Genomic DNA, 17,317 nt, shown 5'->3' with positions numbered 1-17,317 from the left:
ATAATTAATTACTGAGAACAAGACTAGTAGCAATAAGAACTTGATTAGAGAGGTCTTTTTATTAGCTGAAAGAAAGGCTGAAGTTTAAGTTGTGAATTTCATCTTGCGAGTAGGATCTAATCAATTCCGGTATTTCACCGTTATCGAAAGCAAAAGTGTAGGCATAATCTGCTATGTCTAAACTAGGGTGGTACCGCGAAGCTTCGTCCCTTTTGAGGGATGAAGCTTTTTTATCCGAAAGGAAAAATTAAATGGACTTATTTGATAAGTTAAAAGAGCTCCGTGAAAAAGGACTCGAGGAAATCAAAAAAGCCTCTGATGAAAAGAAGCTTGATGAAGTACGGGTGCAATTGGTTGGCCGTAAGGGTGAATTGACCAAAATTTTACACTCATTAAGAGAAGTGGCGCCAGAAGATCGGCGCGAAGTTGGTCAAAGAGTGAATGAACTGCGTGATTTGTTCAACAAGCAATTAGATGATTCGAAGAAGGCTCTTTTAGCAGCATTGATTGCTAAAAAGATGGAAGATGAACGCGTAGACGTTACCCTTCCAGGCAGAAGAAGCCATGTGGGGTCAAAGCACCCAATCAACATTATTTTGGATGATCTTGAAAAATATTTCATCGGAATGGGCTACACCGTTGTTCAAGGTCCAGAAATTGAAACTGACCACTACTGTTTTGAAATGATGAATTTGCCAAAAGATCACCCAGCTCGTGACATGCAAGCTACTTTCTATATTGATTACGAAAACTTGCTTCGGTCACAGACTTCAGGTGACCAAGCCCGTGTCCTTGAAAAGCATGACTTTTCAAAGGGTCCGTTAAAGATGGTAGGACCTGGTAAGGTTTACCGTCGTGACGATGACGACGCAATGCACTCACACCAATTCATGCAAATGGAAGGTTTGGTTGTTGATAAGCATGTCACTATGAGTGACTTAAAGGGCACGCTTGAAATGACCGCTAAGCATGTCTTTGGTCAGGATCGTGAAACTCGTCTTCGCCCAAGCTACTTTCCATTCACTGAACCTTCAGTTGAAATGGATGTTTCTTGCTTCAATTGTAATGGTAAGGGATGCCCAATTTGTAAATACACTGGTTGGATCGAAGTTTTGGGTGCTGGTATGGTTCAACCTAACGTTTTGGAAAATGCTGGCGTTGATTCAACTGTTTATGGTGGTTTTGCCTTTGGTGTTGGTCTTGATCGTTTTGCTATTTTGAAATACGGCATTGATGATATTCGTGATTTCTACACCAATGATAAACGTTTCTTGGAACAATTCCGTAAGGAGGAAGACTAATGCTAGTTTCATACAATTGGTTACAAGATTTTCTTAATTTAGATCAAGATCCAAAGGATTTAGCAGAAAAAATTACTAGAACAGGCGTTGAAATTGCTTCTGTTAATCACCCTCAAGAAGGCCTGAAAAAGATCGTTGTTGGTCACGTTTCAGATTGTAAGGCTGTTGAAGGCACCCACCTTCATTTAACTCACGTTGATGTCGGTGAAGATGAGCCATTGCAAATCGTTTGTGGTGCTCCAAACGTTGCCGCAGGTGAAAATGTAATTGTTGCTCTTCATGGCGCCAGAATTGCTGGCAATGAAAAGATCAAGAAGGGCAAAATCCGGGGCATGGAAAGCTACGGAATGCTCTGTGCTTTGCAAGAAATTGGCTTCAGTGACAGCACTGTTCCTGAGAAATACGTTAACGGTATTTATGTCTTCCCTGAAGATGCTGAAGTTAAGCCAGGCGATGATGTTTATCAAGCACTTGGCATGGACGACTACATTTTAGACTTTGATATTACGCCTAACCGTGCTGATACTTTATCAATGGAAGGTGCAGCCTACGAAGTTGGGGCAATTGTCAATGAAAAGCCTCAAATTGAAAATGTCGTGTTAAAAGAAGATGGCCCAGATTGGACATCAGAATTGGATGCTGAAGTTGACGAAAAGCTTGCTCCTAAGTATTACTTAAGAAAAGTTTCTGGCGTTAAAATTGGCGATTCACCATTATGGATGCAAAGACGTCTTTGGAATGCTGGCATTCGTCCAATCAACAATGTCGTTGATGTTACTAATTACGTTATGCTTTTGACTGGTCAACCAATGCATGCTTATGATGCTAAGACATTCAAGAGTGGCAAATTGGTTGTCAGAAAAGCCGAAAAGGGAGAAAAGCTGACTTTGCTCAATGACAAAGAGATTGAACTTGATCCAAACGATATTATTATTACCGACGGTGACAAACCAGTTATGATGGCTGGCGTCATGGGCGGCAAAAATTCAGAAGTAGAAAATGATACTACTGATGTTATTTTGGAATCAGCCGTCTTTGATGGAACTTTGGTTCGAAAGGCAGCTCTTCGTCATGCTAACAGAACTGAAGCTTCAAGTCGTTTTGAAAAGGGCATCAACTGGGATAATACCCAAAAAGCAATTGACATGGCAGCTCTTCTTCTTAGAAATGATGCTAGCGCAACTGTTAACGCTGGTGAAATCAAAGCTACTGACCAAACAAGAAAGCCGGCAGTAGTCAAGACCACTGTTTCTTATATTAATAATGTTCTTGGTATTGAATTATCAAGAGATGAAATGGTTAAAATTCTTGATCGTCTTTGCTTTGAAACTCAAGTTGATGGTGATCAATTAACTGTCACTGTTCCTAATAGAAGATGGGATATTGCTATTCCAGCTGATTTGGTTGAAGAAGTTGGCCGAATTTATGGTTATGATAATTTGAAGTCAACGCAACCTTTATTAGCTGAAACACATGGTGGATATTCTGAGGCCGAAACTAAGTTGCGTCGCGTAAAGAAAGTGGTTGAAGGTCAAGGTTTGATGGAAGCTATTTCTTACTCTTTGACTTCACCAGAAAAAGCAATTCGCTTCACTATGAATCCTAAGCCATTAGTTGAAGTCGAAATGCCATTAAACTCAGCTCGTTCAGCAATGAGACAAAACCTGATGACTGGTTTGGTAGATGCTGCTAGCTACAACTTTGCTCGTAAGGAAAATGACTTGCACTTCTTTGAACAAGGTCGTGTTTATGATCATGACAATGATACTTTCAATGAACATGAACACCTTGCAACTTTGTATTCTGGCAGTACTTTTGAAGACAACTGGCAACACAAGAATGAAAAGGTTGATTTCTTCTATGTAAAGGGTCAATTAGAGGACTTGTTTGAAGCAATTGGCCTTGATGAAAACAAGATTGAGTACAAGGCTGCAGAAATTAACGGCATGCACCCAACCAGAACGGCTGCAATTTACCTTGATGGTCAATATATTGGAATGATCGGTATGATTGCTCATGCTGTAACGATGGCTGATAAGGCTTTAAGAGGTAGCGAACTTTATGGCTATGAATTAGACCTTGATGCCATTGATGCAACTTTAAATAAGGGCATGACTTCTAAGCCAGCACCTAAGTTCCCAGCAATTGAACGTGATCTTTCAATTTTGGTCAAGAAGGATGTAACCAATAGCGAAATTGAAAATGTCATTCTTGCTAATGCCGGCAAGTACTTGAAGAACCTTAAAGTAATTGATGTTTATGAAGGAAGTCATATTGAGCCAAGCAAGAAGAGTTTAGCTTACAATTTGACATTCTTGAATGAACACGATACTTTGACAGATGAAGTTGTTACTAAGGCAATGAACAAGATTACCGAAGCTTTAATGAATGACCTTGAAGTTAAGATTCGTTAAAGGTTGACTTTATGGGGATAAATTAATATCATTGATCAGTGCATAAGAGATTTATTTCGTCAAAATAAGGAGTATTATGTTCAATGGCAGAAAAATCATTTCCAATGACTGCTGAAGGTAAAGAAAAGCTTGAAGCAGAATTAAGAGACTTAAAATTAGTAAAACGTCCAGAAGTTATTAAAAGAATAAAGGTTGCTCGTTCTTACGGTGACTTGTCTGAAAACTCAGAATATGATGCCGCAAAAGATGAGCAAAGTCATGTAGAAGACAGAATTGAACAAGTAGAAGAAATGCTTAAATATGCACAAGTTGTTGATGCAGATTCTGTTGATCCTAATGAAGTAGCTGTTGGTAAGACTGTTACTTATACTGAAGTTGGTGAAGACGATCCTGAAACCTACACCATCGTAGGTAGTGATGAATCAGATCCACTTAACGGCAAGATTTCTAACGATTCACCAATTGCCCAAGCTTTAATTGGCAAGAAGAAGGGCGAAACAGTATCAATTACCACTCCTGGTGGTAAATTTGACGTTGTTATTAACAAAGTTGAAGCTTAATGAAAAGGAATCAGGAGTGAAGCCTGGTCCGTTTTTGCTAGAAAGGCTTTTAAAATGAGAAAAATTGGAATTATCGGAATGGGTCACGTTGGTGCTACTGTAGCTTATACTCTTTTTACCCATGGAATTGCTGATGAATTAATTTTAATCGACAAAAATGAAAAGAAGGCTTCAGCTGAATATAATGACTTGCATGATACTTTGGCACGCAACAACTATTATGTTGATGTCAAAATGCAAGATTGGGATGGCTTGAAGGATGCCGACATTATTGTTACCTCTTTTGGTGATATTGATGCTTCCGTTAAGACTGGCGATCGTTTTGGCGAATTTAACTTGAACGCAGCCAATGCCAAAGAAGTTGGTGAGAAGATTAAGAAGACCGGCTTCAAAGGTATTATTATTAATATTTCAAACCCTTGTGATGCCGTTTCTCAAATCTTGCAAGAAACCACTGGCTTGAAGAAGAATAGAGTATTTGGTACAGGTACTTTTCTTGATACTGCCAGAATGCAAAGAATTGTTGGTGAAAAGTTGGGGCAAGATCCAAGAAATGTTGAAGGCTTCGTTTTGGGCGAACATGGTTCTTCACAATTTACTGCTTGGTCAACGGTCCGTGTAAACAATAAGATTGCTTTGCAATTATTCAGCGAAGAAGATCAAGATAAGATCAGTGCTCAATCAAATAAGAACTCATTCAAAGTTGCTTTTGGCAAGGGCTATACTTCATATGCGATTGCAACTTGTGCAGTTAGATTGGTTCAAGCAATTTTCTCAGATGCTAGATTGTTTGCACCAGTTTCAACTTATGACCCAGAATTCAAGACTTATATTGGCTATCCTGCAATTATTGGTCGTGATGGGATCGAAGAATTAATTCAATTGAAGCTTACTGATGAAGAACATACCAAATTAACCGAATCTGCCAACAAGATTAAGGAACATTTGGCAAGCCTTAAGAAATAATAATTTTGAATAAAAGAAAACGGCTAGGACGTTTGTCCTAGCCGTTTTTTTATTGATTTCTGTTGATTATCTGTCTTCGTGGTTGGTGAAGTAACGGTAATCCTCACTCTTGTCGAAGATAACGCCACGAGCATTTTCACCGTTTGAAACTGAGAAGATTGCGTCAGGATACTTGGTCTTGACTTCATCTTCAATCAAACCACGCATCATTTCGTTGTTAGCCAAAACTGAACCAGTTAAAGCGATTTTCATTGGCTTTGGATCTTCATAACGATCAAGACCGATGATAATATCGCGAGCTAATAAATGAGCTTGATCCTTAATAACGCTGGTTGCATCTTTGTCACCACTGTCAGCAAGCTTAGCAACGTGGACAGCCATGCCGGCTACTTCAGGGTTAGCCATCCGGTAGAATTTAGCGTTGCAATCGTCCATATGTTCAACACCGAATAATTTAGTGAACATTGGAATTAAAGCGTTGTCTTCACGTTTATCCCAGCTGAGAAGGGCTGACTTCATAGCTGTAACTGCGATTGCATAACCGGATCCTTCGTCACCTAAAATATTGCCGTAACCGCCGACAGAGATCAAGTGACCATCTTGCAAACCGTTGAATACTGAACCGGTACCGGCAATAACCACGGCACCATCATCACCTTCAAGTCCATTGTAGAGGGCTAAAAGTGAGTCAGTGATTGCACGAGTTGGCAAGTTGTTGATCTTTGATGAAATTGTTGCTGCGACTTCTGGAGCGTTGCCAACAACTGATAAACCAGCAATTCCGGCTAAAACGCGCATGCAGTCGCCATCAATCTTGTTCATTAAATCATTAACAGCATCGGCGATATTGTTAATACCGCCTTCGTAGTCAGCGTTAATTTGGCCTGGGCCGCCTTCTGCATGGCCAAGTTCTTTACCATCCATGTCATAAGCGATAGCTGTAGAGTGGGTACCACCAGCGTCTACACCAATTTGGTATTTGAGAGCCATAATTCACTCTTCTTTCTATTTAAAATGTTACCGCATTCATTTTATTACAAAAGGTAAAGGTTAGTCTAGTGGAAAAACAATTTTAAACAAATTAATGCCAAAATACTCAATAAAATTCCAACTAAAAGCAGCCATGGCACATAGATAAATGTCAGATGATGCTTGCCTTTATTTAATTCAACCTGCATGAAGGCACTAGCAAATTGACTGCTTTTTAGTCGTTTGCCGTTGTCAAAAACAAGCCAATTTTTGCTTGCAGGAATTGTTGTTAACAGTCTTTGCTTTTTCGTGCTGGTGAAAGTTGAAGTTGTTAGCTTTAAACCATTTTGATAAACGCTTGGTGCGTTCAGCTTCAATTTTTTGATAGCATTATTTAGCTTTGTAGTGTTCAATTCGAATAGTTTAATTTGACTCAGATCCAAATCCATTTGATTCATGACCATCGTTACAATTAATTTCGTTCCTTTTTGATTGTGAGCCAAACTAATGAGGTGGCTTTGCTCATCACGAACAGTTAAATCAACTTCTTGATTATTCACGTAAAGCGACATTTGCGTGTTGTCTAAACCTGAAGGCAGCTGCAGATAATAAGCGTCATTATTTTTAAGCGGAATGCTGAAAGTGATCTTGCTCTGTTTTGCATTCTTTTTCTTAGTATATTGCCGTGAAATTTTGGAATAGACTGAGCCGCTTAATGTAGGCTTAGGGAATGGAATCTGTTGGAAGAAAATTGTCTTCTTGCCAATGATATTTTGAAGGAGTTTTTGTTGATTGTAGGCAGGTTCATCACCGTTGAAAGTCAGCTTTTGGTTATTCATTGGCGCCATGAATATGAGGGGCAGTGCGGTTGAATTTCTTGACACCAGTAGCTGCTTGAACTCTTTTTTAACGGCATAAGAATCAATATCAACCCGATGATTGTCATTGTCAAAAGCCATTTTGGCTTGTGAAGAAACATGGTCGCTAGCATAGTTGGATTGGATGTAATACTTAATGCCAAAGATATCGTCGGTAATCAAACTACCGCCGTTATTGGTGTAAGAATTGCTGTTATGCAAAAAGCCCAAGTTTGCCAATAATTTTAAGACTCGTTGATCTGTGACGGAGTTGAAGCTGGACAGTCCATTGTAATTAGCTGTAAAAGGATCCTCATCTGAACGAGAGAAGGTTTTCTCAGTTCGATAGAGGGTCGGATCAATTTTTTGCAAATAAGAACTTGCTTGCAATGAATTTTGCGCAAATTTTTGATAAGCGGAATTTTTTTGAAAGGAAAGATTATTCAGTGACAAAACTAGACTTGCAATGGCTTCAATTCCGACGACAGCTGCAAAAAAAGGTTTATCAAGATGGTATTGTGCAAAGATAAAGAAAAAGAATAGCAAGCCCAGCACGATAAAGGTCGTTGATGTGATCAGATTGGTCTGGGTAAAGAAGGTAAAGCTGTTTTGTGCAAAGTACCAATAACTCACTAAGGCAATGGCGATTACGCCAACGGTAATTCGCTGCCACAATTTAGGATTTTGTTCAGTGTGCAAATAAGCTAATGCCAAATTCAAGCAGAAGAAGATCAGTACAAAGCTGAAGCGACCGGGATACCAAACTGGAAACTGTCCGAGATGCCAGAATAAGACCAATGGCGTAAATGATAATGAGAGCAGCAAGAAGAGCAGCAGCAATCCGTTAGCAAGCTTCTTTTTCCAGCTGAATCGGCGACTCAAAAAGTAGAGGATAGTTGCTAACAAAAAGGGCATGGTATAGAAAAGATTAGGCATGCCGCTTTCCATTTCATGAAAGCTGTAGCTGCCGTCAGCTAATTTTCCAAGTTCTAAAACGGGGTTGAATTGCCAGGAGAAGGTCCAATTTACCTTGGTTGAAGCTTTGTTTGCGAGCAGCTCAAAGAAGCTGGGAAGCAGGGCAAAAGCTGCTAAGAACGAAGCGACAATGCTTCGTGTGAGATATGTCCAAAAACGTGATAGTCTTTCTGATTTTTTTAACCAAAAGATCTGGGTAAGCAAATAGAGCAGGCCAAAGAATAGCGTCATCACGCCTGTGTAAAAGTTGGTGAACCATAATAAAAAGGTGATTAGAACCAAATGTTTTTTTCCCCCACGCAATACGCGATCAATACTTGCAATTAATAGTGGCAAAAGAATTACTGAATCCAGCCACATCAAGTTGAAGTAGTTGGCGACCATGTAGCCTGATAGCGCATATGCCCAGCTTGCCGCTAAGCTGTAAAAGAAACCGATGCCTTTTTCGCGATGCCAATAATAAAATGAGGCAAGTCCGCTGGCACCGAATTTTAAACTAATGATAGTTAAAATTGCAATTGGCAATTGGCTTTTAGGAAAAAGAAACAGCACAAGGTTGAAAGGACTAAGCAGGTAATAGGCATCTGTCGCGATCATCGAACCGCCAAGCCCATTTTGAAAACTGTATATCAGTTTAGTGGGATGCGTAAATAAATTGCTGCGCAAAAAGGCAAGCAAATCGACATATTGTTGTCCAAGATCAACTGTTAAAACGTTATAATGATTAACAGCGAAATAAATAAATAAGGTTAGACAGGGAACAATAAAACTGAAAAAGTATCCTGCAGATTTACGATTTAAAAATTTTTTGAATGACATTTTAAAATTTATCTAAGCTCCATTAGAATATTAGAATTACAGCGAACTTTTTGTTAAAATAATTGCAGTTTTAGTAAGGGACGATCAACGTGGATTATTTTAGAAAAAATAGTGGGACGGGCTCTAAAAAACAAGCCTCAACCCCAATCAGAATGAAAATCATTCTTGGGATTATTTTTATCCTTTTTGCGCTTTTGATTGGTCAATTAGCCTATTTGCAATTGGCTTATGGATCGCGCTTTAAGTCTGAAGTAGCTCAGAATGACTCAACCGTTGTTTCCAATCAGGTGCCTCGTGGAGTTATGTATGACTCCAAAGGCCGAGTATTGGTAGGTAATAAAGCAAATAACGCGATTACCTATACCAAGGGTGAATCAACTTCTTCCAAGCAGATCTATCAGATTTCCACTGCCTTGAGTGCTTACATCAGCATTACTGATGAAAAGCCAACGCAAGAGCAATTGGCTGAATATTATCTTGCGGATACTGCTAATTCTACTAAAATCGAAGCAAAATTGCCAAAATCTGAAAAAGGCAACAATGTATCCTCAACAGAACTTACCCAGAATTTGATTAAAGAAGTTAAAAAAGAAAAGATCAAATTTACCAAACGGCAAAAAACAGCAGCTTTGATCTTTAACAAGATCTCTGGTGCCTATACTTTATCAACCATTTATATTAAGAATAAGGGCTTAACTGATAAAGAATTGGCCCAAGTGGGTGAACACCTTTCAGATTTGCCTGGTGTTGGTATCGGAACCGACTGGGAACGTTCATATCCAAACGGCTCATCAATTCAAAGTATTATTGGTTCTGTTTCTACCGAAAAATCCGGATTGCCAAGTGACAACTTGCAGTACTACTTGGCGCAAGGTTACTCACGTAACGACCGGGTCGGTACTTCATATCTTGAAAAAGAATATGAAGCTTTGTTAAAAGGAACCAAGTCTCAAAGTGAAGTTGAAACTAAAGGCAATGGCGATATTCAGCAAACCAAGACGGTTTATAAAGGTCAAGCCGGAGCAAGCTTGATGCTGACGATTGATGCCAAGTATCAGAAGCAAGTTCAAGCAGCCTTGAAGAAGGTTTATGCTTCCGCACTTTCAGCTGGAGCTGCTAAATATTCTTCTGGTGCTTATGCAGTAGCGATGAATCCAAAGACTGGGGCACTTTTTGCAATTGCGGGATTAAGCCATAACGTAAAAACAAACAAAGTTACTGATAATGCCCTTGGCGTAATCAACCAGTCCTTCGTTATGGGTTCTGCTGTTAAGGGTGCAACGGTTGCCGGCGGTTTGCTTAATAATGTAATTACGCCAACAAGCAATACCCTTCCTGATACGCCAATTTATTTGCCAGGATCACCTGTGAAGAAATCCGTTTATCCTGTTGGTACTTTCAGCTCCTTGGATGCTGAAACTGCTCTGGAAGTTTCAAGTAACATTTACATGATGCACTTGGCACTTAAGTGGGTAAAGGCCAAATATGTACCTAAGACTTATATTTCAATGCCGAATGATGCCTTCAATGTTTTGCGGAAGAACTTCGCAATGTTTGGCTTAGGCCAAAAGACCGGTGTTGACCTTCCTGGCGAAGTTTCCGGAATTGAAGGTCAGAGTTTTGACAGTCAGGGCAGAATCCTTTCAGGTTCACTTCTTGACTTGGCCTATGGTAACTATGATGCATATACGCCAATTCAAATGGTGCAATATGTATCAACGATTGCCAATGGTGGCTACCGGATGCAGCCATATATCGTTCAAGGAATTGGTAAAACCAGTTCCAATGGTAAGAAGATCTATATCAACTACAACAAGAAGCCGGTTGTCCAACAGCAAATTCCTTGGAGCAAGGCGGAGCTGAACATCATTCAAACTGGTTTTTACAGAGTTGTTCATGGTACCAATGCCTGGGGTACTGCTCACCCATTGAAGAATGTTAAGCCTTCAATTTCTGGTAAGACTGGTACTGCTCAGACCTTCTACTACGACCCTGATCATCCAAACAAGAAGAATCAACCAGAATTGATTAATGCTACTTTTGTTGGTTATGCACCATCGAAGAATCCTAAACTTGCGATTGCGGTTATTTTCCCAGGACTTGATCCAAGCATGGAAGGAACTTACACTTTGCAAGTTGCCAAAGCAATGGTTAAAGACTACTTCGCTGCAAACAAATAAAAAGTACTGGTCAAAGTGGCTAAAAAATGCTATTCTAATACAGTCAGAATAAAAAATTTGTAGGTGGTGAAAAAAATGGCAGATAACATCATTTTGGAATGCACCGAATGTGGCGATAGAAGTTACTTATCTAAGAAGAACAAGCGTAAGCATCCGGAACGTTTATCCTTAAAGAAGTATTGCCCAGTTGAAAGACGAGTAACACTTCACCGTGAAACTAAGTAATTAAACCAAAATAGCAGGTTATTTACCTGCTATTTTTTGTTATCACCGGGGAGTAGAATGAAAAAAGAAGAATTAAGGGAAAAGCAAAAACAAATTTTAACCGAGTTTGCAACGAACCCGAAGAAAAAAGAAGAAGATCAAAGGATTCTTAAGAATTTAAGCCAGGTTGATTTAATTCATCAAGCGCAAACGATTGGAATTACGGCTTCCTTGCCAATAGAAATTGATACTTCTAAGATTATTGCCCACTTGTGGGATCTGGGTAAGGATGTGTATTTGGCCAAGGTAGTCCCTGGTCCAGAGCACAAAATGAATTTTGTTCATTATACTTATCGTAGCCCATTAAAAAAGTCAGCCTTCGGAGTAGAAGAGGTTTCTGATCCAGATGCTGAAATCAACAATGAGTTGAATTTAATTCTCGTGCCTGGTTTAGCATTTGCTGAGGATAGCAAGCAACGTTTGGGCTTTGGCGGCGGTTATTATGACCGTTTTATCGCAAGCCATCCAGAAGTAAGAACAATTGCTTTAGCAAATTCTAAAATGCTCTTTAAGACAGCAACCTGGCCAATTGAGGATCACGATCTTCCTGTAGAAAAAATTATTACTGCTGATTAAAAATTTAGAAAAGAGGCTATTATGGTAAGAAAACGACAAATTCCACCAGCTTTTTGTACCTTTGTTTTGGTATTTATTTGTATTGCGATGTTTTTAGTCGAAACTTTTATGGGTGGCTCAGAAAACACCGCGACCTTGGTTAAATTAGGTGCAATGAACAATTATGCCGTAGTAGCAGGTCATCAATGGTGGCGTCTTATTACAGCTCAGTTCTTGCATATTGGCATCTGGCACTTGGTTTCCAATATTGTCATGATTTACTACATGGGCTTGATTATTGAACCAATCCTGGGGCATTGGCGCTTCTTGTTGATATACTTGCTGTCTGGTGTTGGCGGCAATTTGTTAAGCCTAGCTTTTGGCTCCGATAAAAGCATCGGCGCTGGTGCCTCAACTGCTTTGTTCGGTTTATTTGGTGCCGTTTTTGCTTTGGGTATTCGTCACCGTTCTAGTCCAGCAGTAGCTTATGTTGGTCGTCAAGCATTAGTATTGGCTGTTTTGAACTTGATTATTGATATTTTCTTGCCAAACATTGATATTTACGGTCATATCGGTGGCTTGATTTCTGGATTTTTACTGGCAATGATGAGCGGAGATCGTTTAGGCAAAGGCTACAATACCAAGTTGCGGGTTATCGCTGCAGCTATTGCTATCATTTATATTGTATTAACAGTTAGACAAGGAATGGTGATTTCTTTCTGATGATGAAAAACTTATACGATGTTCAACAGCTGCTTGAAAAATATGGCGTTTTGGTCCATGTTGGCAAGCGAATTTGGGATATTGAACTGATGGCCATTGAATTAGATAATATTTACCATACGAATTTGCTGGATCAGCACGACTATCTAATTGCTAAAATGATTCTGCAGCGTGAACATGAATATGAAGAACGCAAAGAGCGAGATGCAAAAGGCAAAAAGTGATAGCAAAGCAAGCGCTTTAGCGTTATCATGAAATATATAAGATTTTTTAGAGGGACGATTTAACTGATGTCGAATTTTTTAATTATTTTAGATGTTATTTTAATCGCAATCATTTTAGTCTTTGTAATTGTTTGGGCTTGGAACAAGTTTCAAGCTAAGAGCATCGGTGGCGAGTTAAATAATGATGAATTTAAGGCCGGGATGCGTAAGGCACAGATTGTTGATTTAAGAGAAAAAGCAGCCTTTAAGCGGAAGCATATTGATGGTGCGCTCAACTTGCCTTATACCATGCTTAAGTATCAATATGAAGAACTTCGTCCTGATTTGCCGGTATATTTGTATTCAGATTCATTGTCGATCACTTTGCGTGCCGCTAGATTATTAAAGAAAAAGAAGTTTTCATCAATTCACTGGCTTAAAGATGGCTTTGAACAATGGGATGGCAGAACCAAGAGTTCAAAATATTAATTCAAAAGACTTGAGATAGTGATTCTCAAGCCTTTTTTGCTATTAGGAGAAAATATGAAAAAGGTATTGGCGATCGTTGGTCCAACCGCAATTGGCAAAACAGATCTGGCAATTAAATTGGCTAAAAAATTGAACGCTCAAATCGTCTCTGGCGATTCAATGCAGATATATCAAGAAGTCGCAATTGGTACGGCCAAAGCAACAGAAGATGAACAAGCAGCAGTTAAACACTATTTAGTCGATACTCGTTCCGTTTTTGAAGATTATTCGGTTAAAGATTTTGTTGATCAGGCAACCGCAGCTATTAACGAAATTGCTGCTCAGCATTGTTTACCAATGGTCGTTGGCGGCACAGGTTTTTATGTCAACGCGTTGCTGAATAAGATGCAGCTGGGTGAAAAAACAGCAGAAGAAAGCAGCGTAACTAAAAAGTGGGAGGATTATTTAGCTCGCAATGGTCCGGAAAAGCTGTGGCAGCTGCTGGAGCAAAAAGATCCAGTGGCCGCAGCCAAAATTCCGGTGGCAAATGCCAGACGTACTTTGCGTGCTTTAACGGTTATTGAGCGAATGGGCAAGAAGTTTTCAGAACAACAGACTAGTATTCCGCCGCGATATGACTATTTGATTATTGGTTTAAATTCCAATCGCAGCGAAATTTACGCGCGCATCAACCACCGTGTAGATAAAATGATGGATGCTGGAATTTTGGATGAAGCTAAATTCATTTATGATCATCGGGATAAGGAATATCAAGTATTGCAGGCCATTGCTTATAAGGAGTTTTTCCCGTATTTTGAGCATAAGCAAACGCTTGAAGAATGCATTGACCAGTTGAAGACTTCATCACGGCGCTACGCTAAGCGGCAGCTGACGTATTTTAGAAATAAATTGCCTGTTCAGTGGTTCGATCCTTTAAACGATCCCGATTGTGATAAGAAGATTTTAAAAAAAGTGGAGGAATGGTTGAATGTTTGATCTACCAGAAAAATTGCAAAAATTAGTGAATGAAGTTGACAAACAAATTACGCCTAAGCTGGCAGAAATTGATGAGCAAATTGTTTATAACCAGGCCAAGGTGCTTAAAGCTTTTCAGGATCAAGAAGTGGCAGAGGCTGATTTAAACGGGACTACAGGCTACGGCGATGATGATACCGGCAGAGACAAGCTGGATCGAATCTATGCCGAAGTATTTCAAACTGAAGACGCTGTTGTCCGTCCGCAATTTGTTTCCGGTACCCATACTTTGTTTACAGCATTGAACGGAAACCTGAATGCCGGCGAAACGCTGACTTATTTGACCGGGATGCCTTACGATACCATGCAGGAAGTAATTGGTTTAACGCCAAAAAAGCGGGGCACTTTAATGGAACGTGGGGTCAAGTTTTCCTACGTTCCGCTTACTTCGGAAGGCCTGATTGATTATGAGCAAGCAGAAAAAATTTTAACGCGCGATCAGCCTAAAATCGTCGCTATTCAGCGTTCACGTGGCTACGCTACAAGAAAGACCTTCACTGTTGCCCAAATCAAGGAAATGATTGCTTTCGTCAAAAAGGTATCACCAAAGAGTTTGATTTTCATCGATAACTGCTATGGCGAGTTTTCTGAAAAACATGAACCAACGGAATATGGTGCTGATTTCATGGCTGGTTCTTTGATTAAGAATGCTGGTGGTGGCCTCGCAAAAACAGGTGGCTATATTGTCGGCAAAAAGGATTTGATTGCCAATACCAAAATCGCATTGACTGCACCAGGCTGCACGGATGAAGGAGCTACGCTCGATAATTTGCATGACTTTTATGAAGGCTTCTTTATTTCACCTAATGTCACTGGCATGGCGGAGAAAGGCATGATTTTCGCAGCTGCTTTGTTTGAAAAAATGGGGATGGAGGTTACGCCAAAATGGAATGAAACCCGCAGCGACATAATTGAAACCATTATTTTTGGTGATCCAAAGAAGATGCAGCAATTCGTTCAGGAGGTTCAGAAGAATTCACCTGTCGATTCTTTTGTAAAACCGGAAGCTTACCACATGCCAGGTTATGAAGACAAAGTTATTATGGCAGCCGGCAATTTCGTTTCTGGTTCAACAATTGAGTTTTCTGCCGATGGTCCGGTCCGTCCGCCTTATGCCGTATATATGCAAGGCGGTCTAACCTATGCCCATGATAAAATTGCGGTCATCAATGCTGTTAAAGATACTTTATTTAATAATTAATGAGAATCAGCAAAGCCGATGAGACTAACATTTAGTTAGTCTCATTTTTATTTTATTAAGCTTTTATAAAGATCCAAATTTTTTATTAGACCAATTTGACTTTTCAAAATTGGTCTGCTATTCTTTTATACAGTTCTAATACGAGAAAGGGAATCGATAATAGGACTGTACAAATTGATAGTTTTTTATATTTTTTAGGTGGAAAAAATGAGTAAAACAGTTACTGCAGATGATATTAGGAAAAGCGTAAAGGAAAACAACGTTCACTTTTTGAGATTATCCTTTACTGATATTAACGGTACTTTAAAGGCTGTTGAAGTTCCAATCAGCCAATTGGACGAAGTCTTAACTAACGATATTCGTTTTGATGGTTCTTCAATTGACGGTTTCGTAAGAATTGAAGAAAGCGACATGGTTTTGTACCCAGACTTTTCAAGCTGGATGGTATTGCCATGGACTGATAAAACTGGCAGCAAGATTGGTCGTTTAACTTGCTCAGTTCACAAGACTAATGGTGAACCATTTGAAGGTGACCCAAGAAACAACTTAAAGCGTGTTCTTAAGCAAATGCACGAAATGGGCTTCTCAGACTTCGATATTGGTTTTGAAGCTGAATTTCACTTGTTTAAGTTAGGTGAAGATGGCAACTGGACTACTCAAGTTCCAGATCATGCTTCATACTTTGACATGACTTCCAGCGATGAAGGTGCTGAATGCCGTCGTGATATTGTTGAAACTTTGGAAAGCATTGGCTTTGAAGTTGAAGCTGCTCACCACGAAGTAGGTGCTGGTCAACAAGAAATCGACTTCAGATTCGATGATGCTTTAACTACTGCTGACCGTGTTCAAACCTTCAAGATGGTTGTAAGACAAGTTGCTAGAAAGCACGGTTTGTTCGCAACCTTCATGGCTAAGCCAATTGAAGGTGAAGCTGGTAACGGAATGCACACCAACATGTCACTCTTTAAAGATGGCAAGAATGCATTCTACTCCAAGGATGGCGAATACCACCTTTCAAACACTGCTTTATACTTCTTGAATGGTATTTTGGAACATGCTCGCGCAATCACTGCTATTGCCAACCCAACTGTTAACTCATACAAGAGATTGATTCCTGGTTTTGAGGCTCCTGTTTACATTTCATGGGCTACTAAGAACCGTTCACCACTTGTTCGTATTCCAGATGCTGAAGAAATCAACACCCGTTTGGAAATGCGTTCAGCTGACCCAACTGCTAACCCATATCTTCTTCTTGCAGCTTGCCTTACTGCTGGTTTGCAAGGAATCAAGGAACAAAAGATGCCAATGAAGCCTGTAACTTCTAACGTCTTTGAAATGACTGAAGAAGAAAGAGCTAAGCGTAGCATCAAGCCATTACCATCAACTTTGCACAATGCTATTAAGGCATTCAAGGCTGATAAGTTGATAGAAGATGCCTTAGGTGAACACTTAACTAAGAGCTTCATTGAATCTAAAGAACTTGAATGGTCAAAATACACTCAATCAGTTTCTGATTGGGAAAGAAACCGTTACATGGGTTACTAATTCTTAATTAATATAAGAAAAACTTACTTATATATCCTCTAGATTAAAGTCGTCCTTTGTGGACGGCTTTTTCTTTAATAAAAACAACAATGCAAATGGTCAAGCTACTGGCAAGACTTACTACAAGATTGCAGGTAAGAACCTTTGGATTCCAGCAAGCAAATTGAACTTAAGATAATAATTCTTGAATGAAAAAAGAGTTGCACATGAAGTGAGTGTGCAACTCTATTTTTATGCATAAATCCGCTATAATAATCTTGATTAGATTTTGGAGGATAATTT

15 protein-coding genes and 1 other annotated feature are annotated in these 17,317 nt (G+C 39.5%); of the genes, 13 read left to right on the top strand and 2 right to left on the bottom strand.

The window, feature by feature from the left end; translation table 11 throughout:
• The first annotated feature begins 4 nt into the window (after positions 1 to 4).
• Positions 5 to 214 (top strand) — a binding site (T-box leader).
• 37 nt (positions 215 to 251) lie between these two features.
• The 4 genes from pheS (at position 252) to B2008_RS03430 (ending at position 5,241) form a co-directional block, all read left to right on the top strand.
• Positions 252 to 1,301, top strand: a complete 1,050-nt coding sequence (gene pheS / locus B2008_RS03445; protein ID WP_281829683.1) for a phenylalanine--tRNA ligase subunit alpha — start codon at positions 252 to 254, stop codon at positions 1,299 to 1,301.
• The gene (gene pheT, locus B2008_RS03440) at positions 1,301 to 3,715 is read left to right on the top strand and encodes a phenylalanine--tRNA ligase subunit beta (protein WP_281829684.1); all 2,415 of its coding nucleotides are present in this window, start codon (positions 1,301 to 1,303) and stop codon (positions 3,713 to 3,715) included. Before pheS ends, pheT begins: the two co-directional genes overlap by 1 nt.
• Before the next feature lie 83 nt (positions 3,716 to 3,798).
• Positions 3,799 to 4,275 carry a transcription elongation factor GreA gene (greA, locus tag B2008_RS03435; RefSeq protein WP_281829685.1) on the top strand — a complete coding sequence of 159 codons (477 nt, stop codon included), beginning with the start codon at positions 3,799 to 3,801 and terminating at the stop codon, positions 4,273 to 4,275.
• 54 nt (positions 4,276 to 4,329) lie between these two features.
• Complete coding sequence (locus tag B2008_RS03430; protein ID WP_281829686.1) at positions 4,330 to 5,241, top strand: L-lactate dehydrogenase; 912 nt, start codon at positions 4,330 to 4,332, stop codon at positions 5,239 to 5,241.
• A 66-nt stretch (positions 5,242 to 5,307) separates the two neighbouring features.
• Here the strand turns inward: B2008_RS03430 and B2008_RS03425 are convergent, their stop codons facing one another.
• Positions 5,308 to 6,231, bottom strand: coding sequence for an N-acetylglucosamine kinase (locus B2008_RS03425; RefSeq protein ID WP_281829688.1), 924 nt, complete (start codon positions 6,229 to 6,231; stop codon positions 5,308 to 5,310).
• A 65-nt stretch (positions 6,232 to 6,296) separates the two neighbouring features.
• Positions 6,297 to 8,861, bottom strand: a complete 2,565-nt coding sequence (locus tag B2008_RS03420) for a YfhO family protein (protein ID WP_281829691.1) — start codon at positions 8,859 to 8,861, stop codon at positions 6,297 to 6,299.
• Between the two features lie 89 nt (positions 8,862 to 8,950).
• On the opposite strand from B2008_RS03420, the gene B2008_RS03415 reads away from it, so the two are divergent.
• From B2008_RS03415 to B2008_RS03375, 9 genes are all read left to right on the top strand, one after another.
• On the top strand, positions 8,951 to 11,041 hold the full coding sequence (locus B2008_RS03415) for a peptidoglycan D,D-transpeptidase FtsI family protein (protein ID WP_281829693.1): 2,091 nt from the start codon (positions 8,951 to 8,953) through the stop codon (positions 11,039 to 11,041).
• Between the two features lie 75 nt (positions 11,042 to 11,116).
• On the top strand, positions 11,117 to 11,266 hold the full coding sequence (gene rpmG, locus B2008_RS03410; RefSeq protein WP_006351577.1) for a 50S ribosomal protein L33: 150 nt from the start codon (positions 11,117 to 11,119) through the stop codon (positions 11,264 to 11,266).
• Between the two features lie 57 nt (positions 11,267 to 11,323).
• Positions 11,324 to 11,881 carry a 5-formyltetrahydrofolate cyclo-ligase gene (locus B2008_RS03405; protein WP_281829697.1) on the top strand — a complete coding sequence of 186 codons (558 nt, stop codon included), beginning with the start codon at positions 11,324 to 11,326 and terminating at the stop codon, positions 11,879 to 11,881.
• A gap of 21 nt (positions 11,882 to 11,902) precedes the next feature.
• The gene (locus tag B2008_RS03400) at positions 11,903 to 12,583 is read left to right on the top strand and encodes a rhomboid family intramembrane serine protease (RefSeq protein ID WP_281829699.1); all 681 of its coding nucleotides are present in this window, start codon (positions 11,903 to 11,905) and stop codon (positions 12,581 to 12,583) included.
• A gap of 2 nt (positions 12,584 to 12,585) precedes the next feature.
• Positions 12,586 to 12,807 (top strand): YqgQ family protein, encoded by a 222-nt coding sequence (locus B2008_RS03395; protein ID WP_080881890.1) that lies wholly within the window; start codon positions 12,586 to 12,588, stop codon positions 12,805 to 12,807.
• A gap of 66 nt (positions 12,808 to 12,873) precedes the next feature.
• Positions 12,874 to 13,275 (top strand): rhodanese-like domain-containing protein, encoded by a 402-nt coding sequence (locus B2008_RS03390; RefSeq protein ID WP_281829701.1) that lies wholly within the window; start codon positions 12,874 to 12,876, stop codon positions 13,273 to 13,275.
• Between the two features lie 54 nt (positions 13,276 to 13,329).
• Positions 13,330 to 14,250: a tRNA (adenosine(37)-N6)-dimethylallyltransferase MiaA gene (miaA, locus tag B2008_RS03385; protein ID WP_281829703.1), complete on the top strand. Its 921-nt coding sequence runs from the start codon at positions 13,330 to 13,332 to the stop codon at positions 14,248 to 14,250.
• Positions 14,243 to 15,490: an aminotransferase class I/II-fold pyridoxal phosphate-dependent enzyme gene (locus B2008_RS03380; RefSeq protein WP_281829704.1), complete on the top strand. Its 1,248-nt coding sequence runs from the start codon at positions 14,243 to 14,245 to the stop codon at positions 15,488 to 15,490. The genes miaA and B2008_RS03380 overlap by 8 nt, the downstream gene beginning before the upstream one ends.
• A gap of 207 nt (positions 15,491 to 15,697) precedes the next feature.
• Positions 15,698 to 17,035 carry a glutamine synthetase family protein gene (locus tag B2008_RS03375; RefSeq protein WP_281829707.1) on the top strand — a complete coding sequence of 446 codons (1,338 nt, stop codon included), beginning with the start codon at positions 15,698 to 15,700 and terminating at the stop codon, positions 17,033 to 17,035.
• Positions 17,036 to 17,317: the final 282 nt, after the last annotated feature.

Origin of the sequence: Lactobacillus sp. UBA5813, from assembly GCF_002417895.1 — a bacterium.
Lineage (GTDB): Bacteria > Bacillota > Bacilli > Lactobacillales > Lactobacillaceae > Lactobacillus > Lactobacillus amylolyticus.
Note: the sequence above shows the minus strand (reverse complement) of the source record. Positions and strands in the feature narration are given on the sequence as shown.

Bases quoted from the DNA above. Each gene is read 5' to 3' on its own strand.
- rpmG (WP_006351577.1), top strand. From the start codon at position 11,117: ATGGCAGATAACATCATTTTGGAATGCACCGAATGTGGCGATAGAAGT.
- pheS (WP_281829683.1), top strand. From the start codon at position 252: ATGGACTTATTTGATAAGTTAAAAGAGCTCCGTGAAAAAGGACTCGAG.
- greA (WP_281829685.1), top strand. From the start codon at position 3,799: ATGGCAGAAAAATCATTTCCAATGACTGCTGAAGGTAAAGAAAAGCTT.
- B2008_RS03425 (WP_281829688.1), bottom strand. From the start codon at position 6,231: ATGGCTCTCAAATACCAAATTGGTGTAGACGCTGGTGGTACCCACTCT.
- B2008_RS03405 (WP_281829697.1), top strand. From the start codon at position 11,324: ATGAAAAAAGAAGAATTAAGGGAAAAGCAAAAACAAATTTTAACCGAG.
- B2008_RS03375 (WP_281829707.1), top strand. From the start codon at position 15,698: ATGAGTAAAACAGTTACTGCAGATGATATTAGGAAAAGCGTAAAGGAA.
- miaA (WP_281829703.1), top strand. From the start codon at position 13,330: ATGAAAAAGGTATTGGCGATCGTTGGTCCAACCGCAATTGGCAAAACA.
- B2008_RS03395 (WP_080881890.1), top strand. From the start codon at position 12,586: ATGAAAAACTTATACGATGTTCAACAGCTGCTTGAAAAATATGGCGTT.
- pheT (WP_281829684.1), top strand. From the start codon at position 1,301: ATGCTAGTTTCATACAATTGGTTACAAGATTTTCTTAATTTAGATCAA.
- B2008_RS03390 (WP_281829701.1), top strand. From the start codon at position 12,874: ATGTCGAATTTTTTAATTATTTTAGATGTTATTTTAATCGCAATCATT.
- B2008_RS03430 (WP_281829686.1), top strand. From the start codon at position 4,330: ATGAGAAAAATTGGAATTATCGGAATGGGTCACGTTGGTGCTACTGTA.
- B2008_RS03380 (WP_281829704.1), top strand. From the start codon at position 14,243: ATGTTTGATCTACCAGAAAAATTGCAAAAATTAGTGAATGAAGTTGAC.
- B2008_RS03400 (WP_281829699.1), top strand. From the start codon at position 11,903: ATGGTAAGAAAACGACAAATTCCACCAGCTTTTTGTACCTTTGTTTTG.
- B2008_RS03420 (WP_281829691.1), bottom strand. From the start codon at position 8,861: ATGTCATTCAAAAAATTTTTAAATCGTAAATCTGCAGGATACTTTTTC.